The sequence below is a fragment of the Methyloglobulus morosus KoM1 genome, from assembly GCF_000496735.2.
In the GTDB taxonomy this organism is placed as follows: domain Bacteria; phylum Pseudomonadota; class Gammaproteobacteria; order Methylococcales; family Methylomonadaceae; genus Methyloglobulus; species Methyloglobulus morosus.
Window position 1 is genome coordinate 15,532 of sequence record NZ_AYLO01000033.1, and the last position, 21,799, is coordinate 37,330.

A 21,799-nucleotide genomic window follows, 5' to 3' on the forward strand; every position below is an offset into this window, starting at 1 on the left:
TCGAGTTTTTTAACTTCATTGCGGAAAAGGATATTTTAATACCTATAAGCTTGAGTTTTTTTAATTATGTTTGATCGATTCGTTTTTTTTTGAATTGTTCGAACAATCAGTGGTGTAAAAATGATATTCATAACTTAGGCTATATTCAACTTCCCTTCATCGGCTGTTTATAAAATCTAAAGCTACTTTACTCATTACTATTTTTTTTTTGGAGTGACCTTAAGGCTTTTTTAGGCTTAAGTTTAATGTTTTGCTGTCAGTTGAGGCTGAATTGTAGCCAATCCCCAGGTCCATCGACTAAATCTTGAACCCTTAAGCGGTTGACGGGGATTTGTTGGTTTTCGAATAAGGTTTCAGCGTGTTTCGTCTATTTATTGTTAGTCTTGACGATAATTTAAAGCGTCTAGTGGCTGAACGGGTTGGCGTGGCTGTTGGGGTGGGTGGTGCTAGGGTCAATGATCGGGTTGATCGTGGGGTTCGGGATTATATCAAGATGTTGGTCAGGCTTTGAGTCATTGGGGTGTGGATATTGTGTTATTACAGTTGTTTTTGTTGCAAGTGTAACCACTGTGCAGGGACTTTACCGCCCGGACAACCCCTTTTTGAACGGCTCACATCCCATTGTGGCGGTGCTGTTCGTATATTATTGATTCATATCAGGTTACGTTTTTGTCCCGATTTTATACTTCAATTTAGTGGCTCTGTATTATTACCCCGCAAGATAACCTGCACAGAAATCCCATAGAAAATCCTTAACCGCTCCATTTGTACTGCACATCGTCTTGGCATCCTAATGCCATGGACAATCAATTTAAAAAATATCTTAACTTACCGTTTCCGGCTTATCAGCTATTGATGGGTTTGGGAATGCTGTTATTGGCTATCGAACCGATTCTATGGTTGCTTGGCTCGTGGCTTGAACCAGCGCATGATTCTAAGGGCGGCTGGGTATTTTTGTTGTGTGCGGGGTTGTTTGTTTGGAGCATACTTAGCCCAATTTCCAGCGTTGAAAATCAATCCCATAAGAAAGCTGTTTTGCTGTTAATCGGCACTGCAATCTTTCGTGGCTTCGGCCAAGTTTTTGCCGTCAATGTGTTGGGTGCGGTTGCGTTGGCAATTGATGTTTATGCGATTAGTTTGTTGGCACGTTTAAACGACAGGAAGAATCCGTTGTCGCCAGGCTGGTTGGCAATCTTATTCGCTTTTTCGTTGCCGCTAGAACGTATTTTACAACGCATAATCGGCTTTGGCCTGCAGCATTTGTCGGCAGATGGTGCGTGTATGCTGCTGCAGGGAATGTTTGCCAATGTGCAATGCGCAGGCATCAGGATTTTGTTGGTAGGGCGTGACGTGCTGGTGGATTTGCCTTGCTCCGGGGTGAAAAGCCTGATGCTGTTGTGCATCTTGTACGCCGCGCTCATGTGCGTGTTTAGGCCGCCTCTGGCTAGGTGCTTGCTGATCGGTGCAGTAACCCTGGTGAGTGCGTTATTCGGGAATATGGTCCGCATTACCTGCCTGTCCATTTTCATTGCTTATCCTGAAAAGATAGGCGGCATCAATGTGATGGCGCAGCCTTGGCACGACCTAATCGGCTTGTGTTGTTTAGCCATAGCGGCCTTGCCGTTGGCACTCTTATGCGGCAGTCGGACTTTGAACCAGCCCCGGAATAAAAAGGTGCAGGTTTACCAATCAATCTTGAATCAAAGCAACGCCTTGAAAACTTGGCTCGCCCTTGGTTTTGTAGGTTTGGCGGCGATCATCATTGCACTTCCCCACAAACCCTTGGATGTTTCCGAAAACCGCGCGCCACTCAACTTGCCCGTCTATTTGAATGGGCGCTATGGGCAAGCCGTCGCATTACGGGAGATGGAGCAAGACTATTTCACAAAATTCGGCGGCAGTGTCGCAAAAATGCGCTATGGCGAACATAAAGCGATGTTGATCCGTACCGATTCGCCGCTGCGACATTTACATGCGCCTGAAGACTGCTTGGTTGCGATGGGCTTAACCGTTCAATACGAAGGCATTGACTATGAACCGCTGCCTACGGCTATTTATACGGCTACCGAGCCAAACGGGATGCAATGGCGCATAGCCGTCACGTTTTATTCCCAACGGGAACAATTTACAACCAATATTTCGGAAGTCGTTTGGCTATGGTTACAACAGCCGCACACGACTTGGTATGCCCTACAACGTATTAGCCCTCTAGATACCCCCATCTCTACCGTTCAAGAATGGGATTCCGCCCTTATTGCTGCGTTAGATTTAACCCCAACCCCCATCAAGGAGAACCTTCATGATAAAACTTACTAAGCCCATCGCCGTCCTGGCGTTGCTGTTGCCTACCTGTTCCGCTTTGGCGGCAATGCCCGATATGGGCGGCACCATTGAAGCCCATGTCGATGGTAAAGTTGTGCAATTTCCCTTATTAAAAACCGACATGCTGGCCAAGGTGAAAGGGGATTTGGTCACCGTTACGGTCAAACAAACCTTTAGCAATCAGTACGACAAGCCGTTACACGCAACTTATTTATTCCCCTTGAATCACGATGCCGCTGTCCACCGCATGATAATGCAAGTCGGCGATGAACGGGTGGAAGCCAAAATCCAACGTATCGAAGAAGCCAAAGCGACTTTCCAACAAGCTAAGCATGAAGGCAAGGCGGCGGCATTGTTGACCGAACATCGTCCCAATATGTTCACCCAAGACATTGCCAACCTCATGCCCAAACTGCCCGTGCAGGTTACGCTGACGTATAGCCAAATCCTTCCCAAGGTGGACGGGCAATATGAATTGGCATTGCCCTTGGTGGTCGGGCCGCGCTACCAACCGGCAGGCGCTGGAGTTCCGCCCACGCCTAATTCCGATACAAACAGCAAGACAACCTTCGGGCAATGGGAAGTTGAAAAACTGCCTGCTTATCCGGAAGTGGCGGAACTCAATAGCCCTGAAATTATCGACAAGGAACGCGTCAGCATCCGTGTGGAATTGGATGCCGGTTTGCCGATTACCGAAGTCAGCAGTAAAACTCATGATATTTCAGAAGAAATTCCATCTGAAAAGCAGCGTATTATTCAATTGTTGGACGGTAAAACCATCGACAACAAGGATTTCGTGTTGCGTTACCGATTAAGCGGCAGCGCCACCCAAGCCGGATTGTTGGCGCACCGGGATGAGCGCGGCGGATTTTTTAGCATCCAATTAGAGCCGCCCGCCGTGCCTGCGGTCAAAGATGTCGCCGCCAGGGAAATGGTCTTTGTTCTGGACACGTCCGGTTCCATGGACGGCGAACCCATCGCCGCCAGCAAATTGTTCATGAAACATGCCCTGAACCATTTGCATCCGAATGACACTTTCCGCATCATCCGTTTCAGCAACAATGCCGAAGAATTTACCGCCGCACCCGTCATTGCCACGCCCGAAAACATCCGGCAAGGATTGGGTTATGTGGAAAGCCTGACTGCCGATGGCGGCACGGAAATCTCGCCTGCAATTGAACAAGCCTTTGCCAAACCCGCGTTGAAAGACAGCCTGCGCTTGGTCGTGTTCCTGACCGACGGCTATATCGGCAACGAATCGGAAGTGCTTACCCAGATTGCAGAAAAAATAGGCAGCGCACGCATTTACGCCTTGGGTGTCGGTACGTCGGTGAACCGATTTTTGTTGGAAGAAATGGCGGTGAGAGGGCGTGGTTTCGCCCGCTTTATTGATCCTACCGAAAAAGCCGACGATGTCGCCATCCAACTGGCCAGCAAACTGGAAAGCCCTGTGTTGACTGACATAGCGATTGATTGGGGCGATTTACAGGTGAGCGACCTTAGCCCCAGCCGTATCCCCGACTTGTTTGCGGGCGGTGCGATACGCACCCAAGGCAAATACCGACAACCAGGGCGGCACACCATTAAAGTCAGCGGCTTGGTGAACGGGCGCAAAGCCCAATTGCCGATCACCGTCAACCTGCCTGACAGTTCGGGCGAACAGGACAACCCGATCCCCGTGATTTGGGCGCGTTCACAAATTGCGGATGCCATGCGGCAGATCAACACGCCGTCTTATATGCGCACTGAAAATGCCAATGAGAATAGCCTGAAAGATAAGGTGACAGAATTAGGCCTCGACTTTTCCTTGACCACGCAATGGACAGCTTTTGTCGCCGTGTCGCAAAAAATCGTCAACGAGCACCCTGAACAAGCCGAACACAACAATGTGCCCTTGCCGATGGTAAAAGGCACGACAGCAAAAGCTTATGGCGAAAATACACCCCAACTTACCGCCGCACAACCGATGATGGTTGCACAAAATTTTTCAGGCGGCGCAGCACCAGAGCCATCGACAGTTGTCGGCATGATGCTTATGGCGGTGATTGGCACTTGGACGCTTTATCGTCGCCAAAAACACGGGCTGGGTTATGTTAATCGCTAAACAGACAACCCTGTTAAAGAAACAGGCAACCTGTATCCTGCTCGCTCTCATTGCCGACGTTTTGTTTTACCAACAACCCGTCGGTTGGACGGCTGGATTATATGCAGCCTTAGTGTTTACAATGCTGGTTGTTTTCAATCGCCACTTATTGCACACCAGTGCCAGCAAGATAATCGGCTTGGGCGTGGCAACCTTAATCGTTGAACTGGTCGAATCACCTGGATTGTTGCCTATATTGATAGACGGCCTAGGGTTAATGACTTTGATAACGCTACAAAAACGCAAGGACTTAGCTTCCGCCACGCTTTGGATCAAGGATATCGCACTTTTTGTAGAACGGGGTGGATGGCAATGGTATCGGGACTGCAAAGCCATCAAACGGATTTCCAAAAACAAAGTCCTCGATAAGGTCAATTACAGTTTTGCCGTCATGCCCGTCACGTTAACGCTCGCGTTTAGCATCCTGTTCATCCTGGCAAACCCCATCATTGAAAAAGTCTTGTCTGGCTTGAATTGGCAGTTGCTGAACCCGTTTATTTCGTATTCGCGTTGGTTGTTTTGGTTTTTGATTAGCCTAACACTATGGATGATGTTGCGGCCACGATTTTTGTTGGCTAAGGAAATCGTTTTAGGACAACCTATCAACTTGGATCGTTGGTTAAACAAGCAAACGATAATATTGTCCTTGGCTTTGTTTAATGGGCTTTTCTTTATCCAAAACGGACTGGATATCGTGTTCCTGTGGCATGATGAGGACTTACCGATGGGCGTTACCTATGCGGAATATGCCCATGCCGGATTTTATTCCTTACTTGCCATCAATTTGTTGACCTCCGCTTTCGTATTGCTGACGTTTGGCGACCACAGACAAGCCTTTCAAACCGAAATAGCAAAAATACTGGTGTTTGTTTGGCTGGGTCAAAATATATTTTTGACCCTATCTGCCATCAATCGGTTATTGCACTATATCGAAGCCTATTCCTTGACATACCTACGGATAGCCGCCTTGATGGGCATGGCGTTAACGGCGATTGGCCTGGTGCTTATTTTTGCAAGAATCCAGGGCAATCGCCGCAACCTATGGTTAATCAATGCCAATGCCATCGCACTTACTGCCACGCTTTACGGGGTGTGCTTTATCAATATGGATAGGATTATTGCCAATTACAATGTCCGGCATTGCTTGGAAGTGACGGGCTTAGGTTCCAATATTGATTTGCCTTATTTACAAAGTTTGGGCCCAGAATCCCTGCCCGCATTGCGTTGGTTTCAGGTAAACGCCAAATACAGTCCGGTTCAAGCCAGTAAAGCGGGTGAATTAATAACAAATCTTGATAACCAATTAAGCGTTGAAAGCGCAAACTGGCGGGCGTGGACTTGGCGAAAACAACGGCAGTTGGCAACGAACGCCTTAACCTTAAAACCTGAGCCTATCGGCACTAGCGGATGGAGATATTGAATGGTTTTGATTCTGGTAAAAGTGTTTTATATTGAACCAACTATTTTATTTAAAACCGAACATAATCCATGGTTAAGCACATCCTAGTCGCCGATGACGACACCCACATCCGGGAAGTGATTACCTTTGCACTCGAGAAGGCGGGTATGAAGGTCACCTTGGCGGGCGATGGCCGTGACGCGTTAACCCGATTTCATCCTGCGATTGACCTGGTCGTGCTGGACATCAACATGCCGGAACTCGACGGCCTGGAGGTTTGTAAGGAACTGCGCAAAACGTCGGACATCCCCATCCTATTCCTGTCTTCCCGCGATGATGAGATTGACCGTATCCTAGGGCTGGAAATCGGCGGGGATGATTATGTCACCAAGCCCTTTAGCCCACGCGAATTGGTGGCGCGGATTAACGTCATCCTTAAACGCAGGGTGGCTGCACCCAAAGCGACAGCCGTCGCAAAAAATTTGGTACATGGCAAATTACGCATTGTCCCGGAACAACATGCTGTAAGTTGGGACGGACTAGCGGTCAGTCTTACCGCAACGGAATTCGCCATGCTGATGCTATTTGCTAGCCAGCCTAGCCATGTCTTTAACCGGGACACGATCATGAGCAAGGCTTACGAACACCATGTTTATGTCAGCGACCGCACCATCGACAGCCATATCCGCCATATCCGACAAAAATTTGTCGAAGTGGGTTGTTCCGCCATTATTGAAACCGTACATGGCGTTGGCTACAAACTCAACACATGCCAATAAATGCCCAATTCCCATTCATAATTCAAAGGCGTTTCCGATTACGCAACATCCTGCTTGTGGTGATGCTGATGGTATTGGCATTGCCTTTAGGCAGTTTGTATTTTTTTCGTATCTACGAAAACGAGTTGGTGCAGCAAACTGAGCGCGAACTGATTTCCCAATCGGCTACTCTCGCGGCAGGATTTAGGATGCTGGCCCAAAATTTACAACCGGAAGGCGTGGCTTACGGAAAAATATTACCTAATCTGCCTAAAGATGATTCGGAATATCACCCGATCATCCCAACTTTAAGTTTAATTAACCCGATTGAATCACGCAGGCCAGATATGTTACCCGTACCAATGCCAGCCGATGATTTCGCGAAACAAATTGGCGACCTATTAACGCCCGTCATGCTTGAAACCATGCGGGTTACCCTCTCGGGAATGCGATTGCTGGATATGAATGGCGTTGTGATTGCCGGACGGGACGAAGTGGGTTACTCGCTGGCCCATATCTCGGAAGTCAAACAAGCCTTAAGGGGCGAATATGCCAGCGTCATTCGGCAGCGGATTTCCGACCAACCGCCGCCGCCTTTGTATTCCATCAGCCGGGGTACGTTGATCCGCGTGTTTGTGGCATATCCGATAATTGAAAACCAACACCTGCAAGGCGTGTTGTACCTTTCGCGGACTCCGGAAAATATCCTTAAGCATCTATACGCCGTTAAAGAAAAGGTCATCGTCTTTTCGTTGATCCTATTGGCTTTGGTGGCCTTGCTGGTAGCCTTCGTGTCCTCTTCGATTTCCAGGCCGATTCGTGAGCTTATTGAGCAAACTCACCGTATCCGGCAAGGCGAGCAGAAACAAATTGAGCCATTGCCCAATCCCGTTACCAATGAAGTGGCACAACTGTCGGAAAGCTTTGTCAGCATGTCACAAACGCTGACGGAACGCACCGATTACCTACGACGTTTTGCCACCCACATGTCGCATGAATTTAAGACCCCGTTGACCGCCATGCAAGGGGCGCTGGAGTTATTGCAAGATCATGGGGATACAATGGACAAGGTTCAACAACGACGGTTTATCGACAATTTGTTGGCAGATACTTCGCGACTTAAGCAATTGGTTAGTCGCCTTTTGGAACTTGCCCGCGCGGATGCCATTGAAACCAACCCAAAGACATGTCATTTGCACGATGTGCTAGGGGAACTGCGCAGCCAGTTCTTCGACAAGGGCTTGGAACTGCTCTACCCAAAAATATCGAATTTTGAACTGGCGATTGCACCGGAAGTCTTGGCAATGGCGTTATATAATTTATTGGAAAACAGCTTACAACACCAAGCCAAGCAAGTGGAAATCACGGCTAATCAAGGCGGCAAGGTGGTCGATCTCCAGCTTCATGACAATGGCAACGGCATTTCCCCAGCCAACCAAGATAAAATATTCACGCCTTTTTTCACTACTCGAAGAAGTGCCGGAGGCACGGGGTTAGGCCTTGCTATCACCATCTCACTACTCAAGGCTTACCAAGGCACAGTCGAACAACTACCTTCTGATCGAGGAGCTTTATTTTTGATAACCTTACAGTTGATAAATTTCGACTAAAAAGGCTGAGCTTTGATTTTTGATTCTAACTTCGCTTGGCGGGGATTCAAACTGTGAGAATCATTTAGGGACAGTGACTGAAATCAATAATGGATGCTATTTCTGGATCAGCGCCTTGGTTCATACACATATATGCCATCCGCAGTTCATCCGCTCACATCACAGCAAACCGATACTCAAAACATCAACCAGATAACCACTATGATAATTGGTCATTTACCTGCGGGATACATCGCTTTAAAACTGCTATTTCCTCGATTTGAAGAAGAAGGAATTACTGTCAATAAGTTCATTTGTACAGGCTCTAAATTATTAGAATCTAATGATTCGCTTCTTTAATAGTGCCGGATCTGGCGGATTAATACCCAACCAAGCACCATCGGCGTCAAAGATGGAATGGGGCAAAGTCGATGTAATTTTATTGGCTTTTCTGTTCAGCCCAATGGAGCACCCTTGTACTTGTTCCCATCCCTTTGGGATTTCTTGTTGAGATGACTTCCACGAACGCTTATTATTAAAGGTAATAAACGAAGGCCGGATTTAGTTCCCATATTCCTTGGTGCCTTCTTTTTCAGAAACTCTATTACGTCATTATTGTCACATGGGCGAAGATATTAAAATTTCTAGGAGAGAGTGATTATGTTGCATTTCAAATCTAAAATAATTTCATTACTGCTATTTTTTTGCGTAACTTTAGGGCTATTATCTCCTGCACTAACCCAGGCAGACGAAGTAAATTCGTGGGGCGGAGATTCTGGCAGTATAGATGCGGGAAAGGCTGTTGAACAAAGGGCAGCCGCAGCGAAAAGGGCCGCAAAGAAACAAAAGAAAGCTGAGGAAAAAAAGGCCGCTGAAGCTCAAAAGGACGCTGAAGTTCAAAAAGGAAAAACGGTTGTAAAATAATTGGCATGAGGGCGGTGCTGAAAGCGAACTTAGGCGACAACAGATTAACATTCACCTTTATGGCATTCCTTTGTAAGTCTATGGCAATCGAGTTTCCCTAATAGCAACAATAATGAACCCAAACATCTACCCAACCCGCCTGTTGCATACCATGTTGCGCGTGGGCAATCTTGACAAGTCCATCGCCTTCTATACCCAACTGCTCGGCATGAAATTACTCCACAGCCAGGAATATCCCGAAGGGGAATATACGCTTGCGTTTGTCGGCTACCAGGACGAAGCCGACAGCACCGTGCTGGAACTGACCTACAATTGGGGGAAACAGCACTATGACATCGGCACAGCCTTTGGACATCTCGCCTTGGCGACCGATGACATTTACGCAACCTGCGAAGCCTTAGCTGCCGAAGGTGTCAACATCACTCGCCCACCTGGGCCGATGAAGGATGATGCGTCAATTGTTATCGCATTTTTAGAAGACCCGGACGGTTACAAGATTGAGTTGATCCAGCGGAAGTAGCGGGAAATCCATGAGCGGGCCAAAAACTTACCGGACGTTGAGTGAGTTCTACTCGTTTTACCTCAGAGAACATACCAATCCAACTTCCCGCCGCTTGCATTTCCTTGGCACAACGATGGCCCTAGCGTTGCTTGTCGCCGCTTTTATCACGCAGCTTTGGTGGCTAGTTGCAATAGCCTTTGTACAAGGCTAGCTTTCCCTTGGGTTGGGCATTTCTGCTTTGAACACAACAAGCCAGCCACTTTTACCTATCCTTGGTTCAGTTTTCTGTGTGACTGGCATTTGTGGTGGGATATGCTGACCGGCAAGATTCGGTTTTAGGATTTTACCAATTTATTCCATGAAATTAGTGCCATAGCACCGTAGCTCCGATTAGCGATAGCGTGATCGGAGACGAGCAGACACCAAAATTCGTACGATTACGCTATCGCTAATCGGAGCTACGGCCCTACGACCCATGCTCAACAACGCTAAAAGGCAAGGCCCCATAAACCAAAATACGCCCGTGATAGGGACTTTGCTGGGGGTTGCGCTTCCTAGCGTTAGGTTGTCAAAAAGAGCGTATTCCGGTGGCCCGCCAAAAACAACCGACTTTGCTATACCCTTGAATTGCAAACCAATTGGATTCCAGTGGCAATAGTAACCGGAAGGGTTATTGGTGCAGCCTTGGTCGAAATTTGTGTTTAAGTGGAGCGACCCTAACAATTCACCTGTTCCGTTTTGGCCACCATAAATATCAACTGATGCGCTTTCATGGGATGAATAGCTGTAGAAAAAAGAGAAGCCGGTGTCAAAACCGGATGCTACGTTCATCGTTGCAACACCCCCGTTACGGAAGACGGTAACGGTACTTGCTGAGGGTTCGTTGGCAAAATTGCCGCTATATTTAAAGTCGACATTCGAGTTGATTAATCCGGTCGCATCATTTGAGAAATGTATTCCGTAATTATGACCGGAAGCTCCCGAACTGCTTTTGCCGCCATTGTAAAAGTCATTGATTGATGCTTGATCACCGACATCCTCGAAATCGAGGACAATAGCGGCAGAGAGCGATTTGCAAGTAAAAAGGGTAGCGACCAAAAAGAGTTTTTTCATGTCTATTTCCATAAATTTAATACCCGTGGTGCATTTAGGACGATAAAAAATAAGTCGCTCATTTCCCCAGTGTGGTTACCATCAAATTTTCGCCAAAAACAAATGATATTAGCAACTTATGCGACAGTTATAACAAAATTATTGGCCTTTTGCACGAACTCTAACCCCCAAGATAATTTCCTCAACTAAATCCGTATCCCTGAGCTTTCTGACAAACAACTGATCGCGCTGGCTTTAGCCGCCGAAAGCTCAGGCGTTGACTCGGAACGCCACCCGCCAGACAATTGCCGACAACCTTAGCAGGCCAAATTGACCGTTCCGTCTTTAACCGACGGCGACGCAACTTACGTTCAAGATTGAACACTGTCGCCAGCGCATGGCTTCGGTTTTGGCCCAGTCCGAAAACTACTGCTTTGTGGAAGTGTATTACAATCGCAAACGGCTTCATTCAAAACTGGGTTATCTCAGCCCCGAAGCCTTTGAAGCCAAAAAAGTCGCTTAGTGGGGTGTCCATGAAAGCCGGGCAAGATCATTTTTCATATAGGTCTTAAGAAGACACCATTCTTTGAAGCTTCAATTAAATCAGTTCTCAATTTATTCGTATTGTTTGTTGATCTAAAATGATTGCTCAGCAAGCACAGTTGGAATGAGGCACGAACCCAAACCGTTCGATATTGTGCGTTATGTTTACTGGGCAGCTACGTTTTGCCGATTGTGGTTTGTCTAAATCTTACCATCCAGCCCCATCTGGAAATATTTATGGGTAATCTTATCCTGGTTTTCCAGTAGCCAGTCGATATCCGGTTGGTTGTTCATGGCTTTATGGATGGCGGTTGCCATGGCTTTGCGGTGAATGTCGAACAGTATTTTATGATCCAAAGCGTCATCGGTGGTAACGCTTGGGTTGAGCCACACCGAGACGATGATGCCTAAATCGTTGGCTTTGTCTTTGGGGATGTCGCCAGCGCGCACTGCATCCAATACCCCATTGGCAATGGCGGCCTGTACCGTGCCCATTAAGATGTTGGTGTAACGGGTATGTTTGACCGTGACTTTGCTGACCATCAAGGTTACCGGCCTGACTTGAATGTCCGTGTTTAAAATGGCAAATACGCGGGTATGGCCTTGGGCTTGTCCTGCGGTCATGCTGGCAATCGCGGTGCCGACCGGCCCGTCCAGTTCACCGATAATCACTTCCGGTTCCGCCGCTGTACCGGGCGGTCCGCCAGCGATTAAGGCTTCCCCGGTACGCATAATGATTCTTTCGCTCATGGTGTGTTCCTCTTTCAGGTAATAATGTTTGGGATTGGCGGGTGATGCCGATCCGGTAGGATAACATTAGTTGACTGTGTAGATGAGAAGCCTTTTTAATCTACTAAACCTTCTGATTCAAATTGAGTGACAATGCATTTAAGGAAACTCTGAACAAGTCCTTAGACAAGCCCAGGATGAACGGTAAGATGTTGATACCGTTCGTGGTGAGAGTGTCGAACCCTGAGCGGAATCGTCTTATTCAGGGATTTCTTAAGGAGTTTGCTCAATCCAGCAATTCAATCCAGTGCATGACAGGGATGTCGGACTTTTCCTGCAAATGCAATAAACAGCCGATATTGGCGGTGGCGATTAGCTCAGGTTGGTCTTGTTGCAGGTTATGCAGTTTGCGTGACCGGAGCTGGTCGGCAATTTCAGGTTGCAGGATCGAGTAAGTGCCAGCCGAGCCGCAACATAAATGTGCATCCTGGACTGGCGTTAAACAGAAGCCTAGCTTGGTTAACAAAGCTTCAGTAACCCCGTTCAGCCCTTGGGCGTGTTGTAGGGAACATGGGGATTGGAAGGCAATTTTCCTAGGTGTTATCGTTAGTTTACTTAAATCCTCGTTACTTAACACCTCGGATATATCCTTGCATAAGGCAGAGTAGCGTTCCGCTTTGTTGGCATAAACAGGGTCATCGCGTAGGAGTTTCCCATAATCCTTGAGCATCGCCCCGCAACCGCTGGCTGTCATTACAATTGCTTCTACGCCTGACTCTATTTGCGGCCAACAGGCATCTATCATGCGGCGCATCTTATCCAGTCCGCCGCTTTGATCGCTGAGATGATAGTTCAATGCGCCGCAGCAACCGGCATTCGGCAAGCGAATGGCGCTGATCCCCAGTTGGTCCAGTACGTGGGCTGTGCTGGCATTGATCTTCGGCGCTAATGTTTGTTGGACACAGCCATCGAGCAGCAAAACACTACGGACATGGCGGTATTGCTGGCATTGGCTGTCCGGCTGACGACTCGGAATCTTGTTTTTAAGTTGGACTGGGAGCAAGGGACGAACCACGCGAGCCAGTTGAATAAGTCGTTTAAAGCGTTTGGGATAAGGCAGCCACCACAACAGGACACGGCGAAATAAACGCTGAGGTAATGATCGTTGTACTTTTTGGTCAACCAAATGCCGCCCAATATCTGCCAAACGCCCGAACTCCACTCCCGATGGGCAAGTGGTTTCACAGCTTTTGCAACTTAAGCAGCGGTCAAGATGCAGTTGGGTTTGTTGGGTGACTGCGCCGCCTTCAAACATCTGCTTGATCAAATAAATACGTCCACGCGGCCCATCCAGTTCATCACCTTTTAGCTGGTAAGTAGGACAAGTTGCATTGCAAAATCCGCAATGCACACAGCGGCGTAAGATGTCCTGGGCTTCTTGTATTTCAGGCGTGTCGTTAAAGTCAGTGCTGAATTGGCTATACATAAGGGTTATAGCTCCGGTGAAAAACGGTGCGAATTCAGCAACTGGTAGGGATCAAACGCTAGCCGGATTTTTTTGTGCAAGGCCAAAAGGTTAGGCTCAAGCCTTAACCAATCGGTTTTTTCAGCACCCCGAAAGCAGATGGCATAACCGCCTTGGGCTTGGGTCTGTTTGTGGATTTGTTCTGCAGTTGCAGTGCTTTTCAGCCAGCGTTGTGCCCCGCCCCAATCCAATAGCCAACGGCCTGGTATATCAAGCATGGGGGTTGCAGGGGCAATGCTGATACGCCAAAGGTTTTCTATGCCCTTAAAAAAATCGAGCTGCTGGACATTGAGTCCATGCCAAAACCTGTCGCCATCCTTATCAATCTCGCCACCTAGTTTTTTTGCTACCGATCGTATAGCATCATCTGAGCCCGATAGTCTCATCCGTAGATGATTGTCGTGATAGGCCAATGCAGATAACGGCCAAGGTTGCCCTTGCCAGCGTTGGACCAATTCCAGGGCTTGGCCGTAAGATGCTAGCGAATGATAGAGTGTTATCTCAGCCTCCGGTATCGGCATAACCCGTAATGACAAATCCAGCAGCACGCCCAATTGTCCCAACGCACCGACCATTAGGCGTGAGACATCAAATCCCGCGACATTTTTCATGACTTGTCCACCAAAGCGACAATGTTCGGCTTTGCCATTGAGGATGGTACAACCTAGGACGAAATCACGCGCGCCGCCTGCATAAGGCCGTCGCGGCCCTGAAAAACCGCAGGCGATAGTACCGCCGATAGTCGCTGTATCACTGAAAACGGGAGGTTCAAATGCCAGCATTTGGCCTTGTTCCGCCAATACCTTATTAAGTTCATTCAGCGGTGTGCCGGAACGTACTGTAACGACCAGTTCGCTAGGTTCATACTCCACAATGCCTTGGTGCCCAGAGAGTTTCAGCGGAGTGGTCGCAGATGTGGGCGCACCATAAAAGGCTTTGCTGTTACCGCCGATAATTTGTAAGGGGGTATGCGATTCGATGGCTTGTTGCACCTGGGCTTGTAACTCTAAAGTCAAATCCTGGTCTTGCATCAAAACCGTTCCAGTTCTGGAAAAGGCAGTTGCCCGTTGTGGATGTGCATCTGGCCGAATTCGGCGCAACGGTGCAGGCTGGGAATGACCTTGCCGGGATTGAGCAGGTTTTTACTGTCGAACGCGGTTTTCAAACGTTCAAACTGTTGCAATTCTGCGGTGGAAAATTGTACGCACATCTGGTTGAGCTTTTCGACCCCGACACCATGCTCCCCGGTAATTGAACCGCCGACAGCAACGCAAAGCTCCAGGATTTGCCCGCCCAATTGTTCTGCCCTTTCATATTCGCCGGGTTGACTGGCATCGTAGAGAATCAACGGGTGCAAATTGCCGTCACCGGCATGAAAGACGTTGACGACCTTCAAGCCTAGGTCGTTGGCATATTGGTTGATTTGGGTTAAAACCTTGGCGAGATGTTTGCGCGGGATCGTGCCATCCATGCAATAGTAATCGGCGGAAATCCTGCCGACTGCGGGAAACGCTGCCTTACGGCCTGCCCAAAACAGCTTACGTTCCTTTTCGTCTTTTGCGGTTCGTATCTCGACGGCACCGTTTGCCTGTAAAATGGCGGTAGCTTTGGCGACATCGGCTTCGACTTGTTCGCTCAGGCCATCGAGTTCACAGAGCAAGATGGCCTCGGCATCAAGTGGGTAATTGGCATGGACAAATGCGTCCGTCACCCGAATGGCGGCATTGTCCATTAATTCCAAGCCAGCCGGGACTAGTCGGCCTGCGATGATGGCGGCAACCGCGTTACCCGCCTGTTCGATGCTGTTGAAAGCCGCCAGTAAGACTTGCGTGCAGGGTTGGATAGGCAATAAACGCACGGTAGCTTCCACCACAATGCCCAGCAATCCTTCGGAGCCAATGGCTATAGCCAATAAATCATAACCGGATGCATCCAGGCCATTGCCTCCCAATGTCAATAACTCGCCTTCTATGGTCACCAGCTTGATTTGTAGCACATTATGGACAGTCAAGCCATACTTTAGGCAATGCACACCGCCAGAGTTTTCGGCGATATTCCCACCTATCGTACAGGCAATTTGGGACGACGGATCGGGAGCATAATAAAGTCCATAGGGTTTCGCGGCTTCTGAAATGGCAAGATTACGTACGCCGGGCTGCACCTGTGCGGTACGGTTGTGGGAATCAATTTTAAGGATGTGGTGCATTTTGCTTAAGCCCAGGACTATACCGTTAACGACGGGCAGTGCACCTCCAGCAAGCCCAGTACCTGCGCCACGGGCAACGATTGGGACATTATGTTGGTGACACAGGCGCAGCAATGATTGGACTTGTTCCACGGTTTCCGGCAATACCACCATAAGTGGCAATGCCCGCAACGCAGCCAAGGCATCGCATTCATACACCCGCAGCCTTTCGGGATCGAAAATGACATTATCAGCGCCGACTAGGGTTTTGCACTGGGATATAAATGAGGTGCTGAGTGGATTTATCATTTCCTTGAGGGATTTCATCTGTTTTTTAACGCAATAACCTTGTCTTGCTACCGATCCGGCTTAGTGCCGGTAAAAAGGGTGTACTCTTCAAAACAGCCGCCCCAGACGGGCAACTATTTATTTTCCTACCGCCCTCCCCTGACTCTAAGGCCTACGAAGAATAAAGCTTAAAGGAAGCTTGCGACCTTTGTTACCAGGAAAAACCAAGACAAATTCGGTAAATTACCGCCCGAAAAACGCCCGTTGTTTCAGGGTTATTGATTCGGCCTTGTGAAGTATTAAGTTTCCGTTCGCCTTGAGCCTGTCGAAAGGCGGTGTGTGCTTCGACAAGCTCAGCACGAACGGTTCAGACATTAAAAGGCCGAATCTATAAAAAAACCGACCACAAGCTGGGTTAGTGTATTATCATCTTGAGCCTGTGTAATATTCAGCGCTTCAATTTATGTCGCCCCTCCACTTACGGAACAATAAGTCGTTGGTATTTTTGTGGGCGACAATCGGCTTGCCATGAACCGCCGTCACTTTTTGCAGGCTTTTGGTTTATTAGGGCTGTCGCCCGGCCTGACATCCTGCCTTACTTCGACTCCTGGCGTGCTTTACCCCGCCCCCGATTTCGGTAATGTCACGTTACTGCATATCACTGACTGTCACGCCCAGTTACTTCCTGTGTATTACCGGGAGCCTTCTGTCAATAAGGGCCCTAGCAGTTTAAGCAATAGCCCCCCACATTTGACAGGGCAAGGATTCCTGGATTTTTTTGGCATTAAGCTAGGTTCGCGGGAGGCTTATGCCTTTACCCATCTTGATTTTGCTGAAGCGGCAGCGGTCTATGGGAAAATGGGCGGATTCGCGCAATTGGCGACGTTAATCAAACAAATCAAGCAATCCAGTTCGCATGGCAATTTTCTGTTGCTGGACGGCGGCGATACTTGGCAGGGTTCGGCGACCTCGTTATGGACGCAAGGTGCCGATATGTTGGCGGTTTGCAATCTGCTCGGCGTGGACGTAATGACCGGACATTGGGAATTTACCTATGGCGGTGACCAAGTAAAGGCCAATATCGAGCAATTTAAGGGCGACTTTGTTGCACAAAATGTGTCGCTTACCGAAGAGGCGCAGTTTGTTTCCGGTGCGGAAGCGAATTCAGCTTTTAAGCCTTACGTGATTAAAGAATTCAACAATGCCCGTATCGCCATAATCGGCCAGGCTTACCCTTATACGCCTATTGCGAACCCAAAACGGTTGGTTCCCGACTGGCAGTTCGGCATACAGGAACAGCGTTTGCAACAGACGGTTAACAAGTTAAGGCAACAAAAAAGCGCTGACGTGATTATCCTGCTCTCCCATAACGGTATGGATGTCGATTTAAAGTTGGCGGCTAGGGTGTCCGGTATCGATGTGATATTGGGCGGTCATACCCATGATGCCATCCCCAAGCCAATCTGGGTACAAAATAATTACGGTAAAACCTGCGTGGCCAATGCGGGCAGCCATGGTAAGTTTGTGGCAGTGCTGGATTTGGATATTCGCCGAAACCGACTGCATGATTTGCGCTATCGCTTATTGCCCGTCTTTTCAAATCTGCTTGAGCCGGATGCCCAAATGCAGCAATTAATTGACAGGATAAGGCAACCTTTCCGGGAAAAATTACAGCAACCATTAGGCGTTGCCGATAAGCTGCTTTATCGCCGCGACACCTATAAAGGCACATTCGACCAATTGCTACTGGATGCCTTGCTCAAAGAAAACGAGTCGCAGATCGCCTTATCACCGGGTTTTCGTTGGGGGACGACGCTGTTACCAGGACAGGTGATTACTTATGAGGATGTGATGAACCACACCGCCATCACCTATCCGAACACGCAACGCCGCAACCTAACAGGTGCTGAAATTAAGGCGATTTTGGAAGATGCAGCAGATAACGTGTTTAATCCTGATCCGTATTATCAACAGGGTGGCGATATGGTAAGGGCAGGCGGTATGAATTTTCAGTGTGAACCCAATGCCGAATTCGGGCAACGCATCAGCCAAATGCGCTTAAGCAATGGCGCATTGTTGGACGCAAACAGCACATATCCCGTTTCAAGTTGGGCATCGGTCAATCAATTGGCGGAAGGCAGGCCGATTCCTGATGTGTTGGTGGACTATTTGAAGCGGATTAACTTTAATTAAGAAAGCACTTTTTGTTAGACTATAATCATCTGTCGTTGATCGGCTTAGTGATCCGGTCGGCGTTAACAAGCCCATCGGTCATAGCCAAGTCAAATCCTATGAATGCGTTGGATCAACAAAAGCAAAACCAATCTCCCCAATAATAAAGATGTCATCGATAATAAAAAGAAGTTGGTTATGGCTGAATCTCCTCTAATACAAAGAGTATATAAGTTAATTGCTGTGCTATTGCTGGGTATCCCTTCCTTGCTGCAAGCGGAAGATTTAATGGGCATCTACGAACGCGCTTTGCAGAATGATCCCATTATTAAGCAAACCGAAGCCAAACGGTCTGCCGCTGGGGAAAGCAGGAATCAAGGGCTGGCACGATTTTTCCCTAACTTGGCCGCCACCGGTTCTTCCAGCAAAGAATGGCTGAACAACCAAAAAGCCAGGACATTTCGCGGCCCCTCATTTCAGGAATATTGGAACCACACGTTCAGCCTCAACCTGACTCAACCCCTGTTTCATTGGGAACATTGGGTGCAATTAAGCCAATCAGACAACCAAATCGCCCAGGCTGAGGCTGCATACCAGGCCGAGCTGCAAAAACTAATCGTAAGGACAACTGAAGCTTACTTTAATGTGCTGTCCGCCCAGGATAACCTGGAGTTTACGGTGTCCGAAAAACAAGCCATCTCCAAACAGTTGGAGCAAGCCAAAGAACGCTTTGAGGTCGGCATCATCCCTATCACTGATGTCTACGAAGCACAAGCCGCTTTCGACCAGACCACTGCCAATGAATTGGAAGCGGCAAACAATCTGGACAACCAAAAAGAAGCGTTAAGGGAAATCATCGGGGAAAGCGAAGGCGATATTGATCCGCTCGGCGAAACCCTGCCCTTAAAAAAACCCGAACCGGAAAACCTATCGAAATGGGACGAAAACGCCGAAGCCAATAATTTGAGCGTTATTGCTGCTTTTAACCAGATGGAAATTGCGCGTAAGACGGTGGACATCCAGCGCAGTGGACATTATCCCAAACTGGATTTGGTTGGTTCTTATGCCGCGACGGACAACAATAGCACTTTTGGGCTGCGCGGAGATACCGAAAGTATCGGCATTCAATTGAACGTACCCTTATTTGAAGGCGGCGCTGTCAATTCAAGGACACGACAGGCCAGTTACGAGTACGAAGCCACCAAAGAAAATTTAACTGCAGTCAAACGCTCTGTAAAGCGTCAAGTCAATAACACCTACCGCAGTATACTGACCTCCATCAGCCGTATAGAAGCGCTTAAGGCCAGCGTGACTTCAGCCGCCAGTGCCCTGGAGGCGTCGGAAGCCGGGTCAGAGGTGGGCATCCGTACCATGGTCGACGTTTTGGTTGAGCAGCGTAATCTCTACCGCGCCAAACGAGACTTGTCCCGTGCCCGTTACGATTACTTGATCAACACCATCAAACTTAAGCAGACAACCAGTGATTTGACCCCAAAAGACCTGGAACTGGTCAATAGCTTATTGGTAGCCAGCCCAACCCAGCCTAAATAAGTCGCCTGTCAAGTTGGGCGTCCGAAGTTTGGCTCACCTAGTTGTAACCATTTTACTACCTCAGCATTCGGTCTTGCTATTCGGTAGGCAATCTGTGCCTTAGCAAAAAACACGATTATTGTCATTTAACAAGTCGTCCATTTAGGGTTATTATGTCGCCTATAACAATAACTAAGACACACCGGAGTTTGAACATGACAACCCCCTTAATACAATTGGCGTTGGATTCTTTGGATTTTGATCAAACCATAAGCCTTGCCGAAAAAACCGCCCCTTACATCGACATTTTTGAAATCGGAACGCCTTGCATTAAACATAATGGCGTTGAACTGGTTAAAGCGTTACGCGCCAAATTCCCCGACAAACTTATTCTGGTTGACTTGAAAACCATGGATGCCGGTGCTTATGAAGCGGCACCGTTTTATGCCGCAGGTGCCGATATTTGTACGGTGTTGGGCGTATCGGGACCGGCAACCATAGCGGGTGTCGTCAAGGCCGCTGCGGCGCAGGGTGCGGAAGCGCAAGTCGATTTGATTAACGTACAAAACAAACTGGAATGCGCCAAAATTTCTGCTGCGTTGGGTGCGCGGATTATCGGCGTACACACAGGCTTAGATGCCCAAGCGGCAGGCCAAACCCCTTACGCCGACTTGAATGCCGTTGCCAAATTAGGCTTGGATGTCAGGATTTCCGTGGCTGGCGGGATCAATCCATCAACGGTGCAACAAGTGGTGGATTCAGGCGCTGATATTATTGTCGTGGGGGCGGCCATTTATGGCGCACCTTGCCCTATCGAAGCCGCCCGTAACATACGCCGCATCGTCGAAGGCAAAACCACGCACAGGGATAGGATCCTCGATAAAATTTCCAGCGTATTGTCGGCCACTAATGATGCCTATTATCAGCAATTGACCGATATGTTGGATAGCGCCAACCGGATTTTTATCGCCGGTGCCGGCCGTTCCGGTTTGGTGGGACGGTTTTTTGCCATGCGTTTGGTGCATAGCGGCTACGATACCAGTATGGTAGGGGAAGTTGTGACACCCAGTATTAATGCGGGGGATTTGTTGGTCGTTATCTCGGGTTCAGGCGAAACCGAACAACTGATCGCTTTCACCAAAAAAGCGCGGTCGATGGGTGCAAAAATATTGCTGATTTGCTCCAAAGCCAGTTCAACCATCGGCGATATGGCCGATGCCGTCTTCCAGATCGGGCGTAGCGACCAGTACGGTAAAGTGCTGGGCATGCCGATGGGTACCATTTTTGAATTGTCCACCTTATCCTTCCTGGAAGGTGCAATATCACATATCATCCACGAAAAAGGTATACCGGAAGAAGTCATGCGTACACGGCATGCTAATTTGGAATAATATTTTCCTTATTTTAATTTTCCTCGCCCCAGCCCTCTCTAGCGGGAGAGGGCTCTTTATTGCTTAATTACTTAGTGGTAGTGACACTTCGGCATTGGAACAATGCTTTTTTGTCACCTATATTCAACCCATGCTATGACTTATTACCACATGGCAATGTTAATACTACGCACCTAAATTCCTTGGAGTTAGATAGACTTCCAAAAGCCAACCCAATTCCGGCAAGGGGTTCTCTGGCGTAACTTGTTTCGGTTTCATATTGTTAATGGTGCCAAATGGATATTACAAATTCTTATTCGGAAGAAGTTAGGAAAGCGATTGAGGCCGATTTTTTGCTGCTCGACAATGACCATAAAAATGCTTTCCTTGCAGCGCACAACTTTGACTCCAGTATGCCTGATTTTACCAATGCAACATTGGCGCAACTTTGGTCGATGGAAATATTTATGCTGAAAAGCCTGTCGCAGGATCAATTATCGCGCAGAATGTGGATCATCAGGGAAAAGTTCCGCTTACAAGCGGGCGATGCTGTTTTTGGCGTTTACTTGGCAAACCTCCCTGAAGCGATAACCGATAAAGCATTAAAACAAGGTGTCAGCAGCGGGTATTGTTAAGTTAGTATAGCATTTGCTACACTTACCCAATTTGTAGGGGTAAAGGCTAATATGAATTGTCCAAAATGTGGTTCGACCGATTGCGGCAAAGAT

Annotated in this window: 19 protein-coding genes and 2 pseudogenes; 15 read left to right on the forward strand and 6 right to left on the reverse strand. The window is 48.2% G+C overall.

The window, feature by feature from the left end:
• Nucleotides 1–256: 256 nt before the first annotated feature.
• The gene (locus tag MGMO_RS21050) at nucleotides 257–331 is read right to left on the reverse strand and encodes a hypothetical protein (protein WP_152976294.1); all 75 of its coding nucleotides are present in this window, start codon (nucleotides 329–331) and stop codon (nucleotides 257–259) included.
• Nucleotides 332–358: 27 nt separating this feature from the next.
• Here MGMO_RS21050 and MGMO_RS19880 point away from each other — a divergent pair, with 27 nt between their 5' ends.
• From MGMO_RS19880 to MGMO_RS20940, 10 genes and pseudogenes are all read left to right on the forward strand, one after another.
• A complete protein-coding gene (locus MGMO_RS19880; RefSeq protein ID WP_161808462.1) occupies nucleotides 359–511 on the forward strand; it encodes a hypothetical protein in 153 nt (50 codons plus the stop codon).
• Between the two features lie 287 nt (nucleotides 512–798).
• Nucleotides 799–2,316: an exosortase T gene (gene xrtT / locus MGMO_RS04420; protein WP_023493832.1), complete on the forward strand. Its 1,518-nt coding sequence runs from the start codon at nucleotides 799–801 to the stop codon at nucleotides 2,314–2,316.
• Nucleotides 2,317–2,377: 61 nt separating this feature from the next.
• Nucleotides 2,378–3,700, forward strand: a pseudogene (locus MGMO_RS21055) (VIT and vWA domain-containing protein); the annotation flags it as partial.
• 591 nt (nucleotides 3,701–4,291) lie between these two features.
• A complete protein-coding gene (locus MGMO_RS21060) occupies nucleotides 4,292–4,426 on the forward strand; it encodes a PEP-CTERM sorting domain-containing protein (protein WP_407656496.1) in 135 nt (44 codons plus the stop codon).
• Complete coding sequence (locus tag MGMO_RS04430) at nucleotides 4,413–5,885, forward strand: DUF4153 domain-containing protein (protein WP_023493834.1); 1,473 nt, start codon at nucleotides 4,413–4,415, stop codon at nucleotides 5,883–5,885. Before MGMO_RS21060 ends, MGMO_RS04430 begins: the two co-directional genes overlap by 14 nt.
• A 68-nt stretch (nucleotides 5,886–5,953) precedes the next feature.
• Nucleotides 5,954–6,643 (forward strand): response regulator transcription factor, encoded by a 690-nt coding sequence (locus MGMO_RS04435; protein ID WP_023493835.1) that lies wholly within the window; start codon nucleotides 5,954–5,956, stop codon nucleotides 6,641–6,643.
• A complete protein-coding gene (locus MGMO_RS04440; RefSeq protein ID WP_023493836.1) occupies nucleotides 6,634–8,232 on the forward strand; it encodes a sensor histidine kinase in 1,599 nt (532 codons plus the stop codon). Before MGMO_RS04435 ends, MGMO_RS04440 begins: the two co-directional genes overlap by 10 nt.
• 639 nt (nucleotides 8,233–8,871) lie before the next feature.
• Complete coding sequence (locus MGMO_RS04445) at nucleotides 8,872–9,135, forward strand: hypothetical protein (RefSeq protein WP_023493838.1); 264 nt, start codon at nucleotides 8,872–8,874, stop codon at nucleotides 9,133–9,135.
• A 112-nt stretch (nucleotides 9,136–9,247) separates the two neighbouring features.
• Nucleotides 9,248–9,655, forward strand: a complete 408-nt coding sequence (gloA, locus tag MGMO_RS04450; protein ID WP_023493839.1) for a lactoylglutathione lyase — start codon at nucleotides 9,248–9,250, stop codon at nucleotides 9,653–9,655.
• A 10-nt stretch (nucleotides 9,656–9,665) separates the two neighbouring features.
• Nucleotides 9,666–9,976 (forward strand): annotated as a pseudogene (locus MGMO_RS20940) (Mpo1-like protein).
• Nucleotides 9,977–10,027: 51 nt separating this feature from the next.
• Here MGMO_RS20940 and MGMO_RS04455 read toward each other — a convergent pair.
• Nucleotides 10,028–10,750 carry a hypothetical protein gene (locus MGMO_RS04455; RefSeq protein WP_023493841.1) on the reverse strand — a complete coding sequence of 241 codons (723 nt, stop codon included), beginning with the start codon at nucleotides 10,748–10,750 and terminating at the stop codon, nucleotides 10,028–10,030.
• 376 nt (nucleotides 10,751–11,126) lie between these two features.
• Between MGMO_RS04455 and MGMO_RS20850 the strand changes: the two genes are divergently transcribed.
• Complete coding sequence (locus MGMO_RS20850; protein ID WP_268768287.1) at nucleotides 11,127–11,252, forward strand: IS3 family transposase; 126 nt, start codon at nucleotides 11,127–11,129, stop codon at nucleotides 11,250–11,252.
• Between the two features lie 221 nt (nucleotides 11,253–11,473).
• Here the strand turns inward: MGMO_RS20850 and fae are convergent, their stop codons facing one another.
• The 4 genes from fae to MGMO_RS04475 form a co-directional block, all read right to left on the reverse strand.
• The gene (gene fae, locus MGMO_RS04460) at nucleotides 11,474–12,022 is read right to left on the reverse strand and encodes a formaldehyde-activating enzyme (RefSeq protein WP_023493842.1); all 549 of its coding nucleotides are present in this window, start codon (nucleotides 12,020–12,022) and stop codon (nucleotides 11,474–11,476) included.
• Between the two features lie 265 nt (nucleotides 12,023–12,287).
• Nucleotides 12,288–13,487 carry a glycolate oxidase subunit GlcF gene (glcF, locus tag MGMO_RS04465; RefSeq protein ID WP_023493843.1) on the reverse strand — a complete coding sequence of 400 codons (1,200 nt, stop codon included), beginning with the start codon at nucleotides 13,485–13,487 and terminating at the stop codon, nucleotides 12,288–12,290.
• A gap of 5 nt (nucleotides 13,488–13,492) precedes the next feature.
• Complete coding sequence (gene glcE, locus MGMO_RS04470) at nucleotides 13,493–14,557, reverse strand: glycolate oxidase subunit GlcE (protein ID WP_023493844.1); 1,065 nt, start codon at nucleotides 14,555–14,557, stop codon at nucleotides 13,493–13,495.
• Complete coding sequence (locus MGMO_RS04475) at nucleotides 14,557–16,038, reverse strand: FAD-linked oxidase C-terminal domain-containing protein (RefSeq protein WP_023493845.1); 1,482 nt, start codon at nucleotides 16,036–16,038, stop codon at nucleotides 14,557–14,559. Before MGMO_RS04475 ends, glcE begins: the two co-directional genes overlap by 1 nt.
• Before the next feature lie 489 nt (nucleotides 16,039–16,527).
• Between MGMO_RS04475 and soxB the strand changes: the two genes are divergently transcribed.
• The 4 genes from soxB to MGMO_RS04495 all read left to right on the forward strand — a co-directional run bounded on the left by soxB (nucleotide 16,528) and on the right by MGMO_RS04495 (nucleotide 21,706).
• Nucleotides 16,528–18,192 (forward strand): thiosulfohydrolase SoxB, encoded by a 1,665-nt coding sequence (gene soxB / locus MGMO_RS04480; protein WP_023493846.1) that lies wholly within the window; start codon nucleotides 16,528–16,530, stop codon nucleotides 18,190–18,192.
• 102 nt (nucleotides 18,193–18,294) lie between these two features.
• Entirely contained in the window at nucleotides 18,295–19,722 is a 1,428-nt protein-coding gene (locus MGMO_RS04485) for a TolC family outer membrane protein (RefSeq protein WP_023493847.1), read from the forward strand.
• A 194-nt stretch (nucleotides 19,723–19,916) separates the two neighbouring features.
• Entirely contained in the window at nucleotides 19,917–21,092 is a 1,176-nt protein-coding gene (gene hxlAB, locus MGMO_RS04490) for a bifunctional 3-hexulose-6-phosphate synthase/6-phospho-3-hexuloisomerase (RefSeq protein WP_023493848.1), read from the forward strand.
• 275 nt (nucleotides 21,093–21,367) lie between these two features.
• Nucleotides 21,368–21,706, forward strand: coding sequence for a hypothetical protein (locus tag MGMO_RS04495; protein ID WP_023493849.1), 339 nt, complete (start codon nucleotides 21,368–21,370; stop codon nucleotides 21,704–21,706).
• The last annotated feature ends 93 nt before the right edge of the window (nucleotides 21,707–21,799 follow it).

Coding starts and splice junctions, on each gene's coding strand:
- glcF (WP_023493843.1), bottom strand. CDS start 13,487: ATGTATAGCCAATTCAGCACTGACTTTAACGACACGCCTGAAATACAA.
- MGMO_RS04440 (WP_023493836.1), top strand. CDS start 6,634: ATGCCAATAAATGCCCAATTCCCATTCATAATTCAAAGGCGTTTCCGA.
- hxlAB (WP_023493848.1), top strand. CDS start 19,917: ATGACAACCCCCTTAATACAATTGGCGTTGGATTCTTTGGATTTTGAT.
- MGMO_RS04445 (WP_023493838.1), top strand. CDS start 8,872: ATGTTGCATTTCAAATCTAAAATAATTTCATTACTGCTATTTTTTTGC.
- MGMO_RS04485 (WP_023493847.1), top strand. CDS start 18,295: ATGCGTTGGATCAACAAAAGCAAAACCAATCTCCCCAATAATAAAGAT.
- MGMO_RS20850 (WP_268768287.1), top strand. CDS start 11,127: ATGGCTTCGGTTTTGGCCCAGTCCGAAAACTACTGCTTTGTGGAAGTG.
- xrtT (WP_023493832.1), top strand. CDS start 799: ATGGACAATCAATTTAAAAAATATCTTAACTTACCGTTTCCGGCTTAT.
- fae (WP_023493842.1), bottom strand. CDS start 12,022: ATGAGCGAAAGAATCATTATGCGTACCGGGGAAGCCTTAATCGCTGGC.
- MGMO_RS04435 (WP_023493835.1), top strand. CDS start 5,954: ATGGTTAAGCACATCCTAGTCGCCGATGACGACACCCACATCCGGGAA.
- MGMO_RS04475 (WP_023493845.1), bottom strand. CDS start 16,038: ATGAAATCCCTCAAGGAAATGATAAATCCACTCAGCACCTCATTTATA.
- MGMO_RS21060 (WP_407656496.1), top strand. CDS start 4,292: ATGGTTGCACAAAATTTTTCAGGCGGCGCAGCACCAGAGCCATCGACA.
- soxB (WP_023493846.1), top strand. CDS start 16,528: ATGAACCGCCGTCACTTTTTGCAGGCTTTTGGTTTATTAGGGCTGTCG.
- MGMO_RS04455 (WP_023493841.1), bottom strand. CDS start 10,750: ATGAAAAAACTCTTTTTGGTCGCTACCCTTTTTACTTGCAAATCGCTC.
- gloA (WP_023493839.1), top strand. CDS start 9,248: ATGAACCCAAACATCTACCCAACCCGCCTGTTGCATACCATGTTGCGC.
- glcE (WP_023493844.1), bottom strand. CDS start 14,557: ATGCAAGACCAGGATTTGACTTTAGAGTTACAAGCCCAGGTGCAACAA.
- MGMO_RS04430 (WP_023493834.1), top strand. CDS start 4,413: ATGTTAATCGCTAAACAGACAACCCTGTTAAAGAAACAGGCAACCTGT.
- MGMO_RS04495 (WP_023493849.1), top strand. CDS start 21,368: ATGGATATTACAAATTCTTATTCGGAAGAAGTTAGGAAAGCGATTGAG.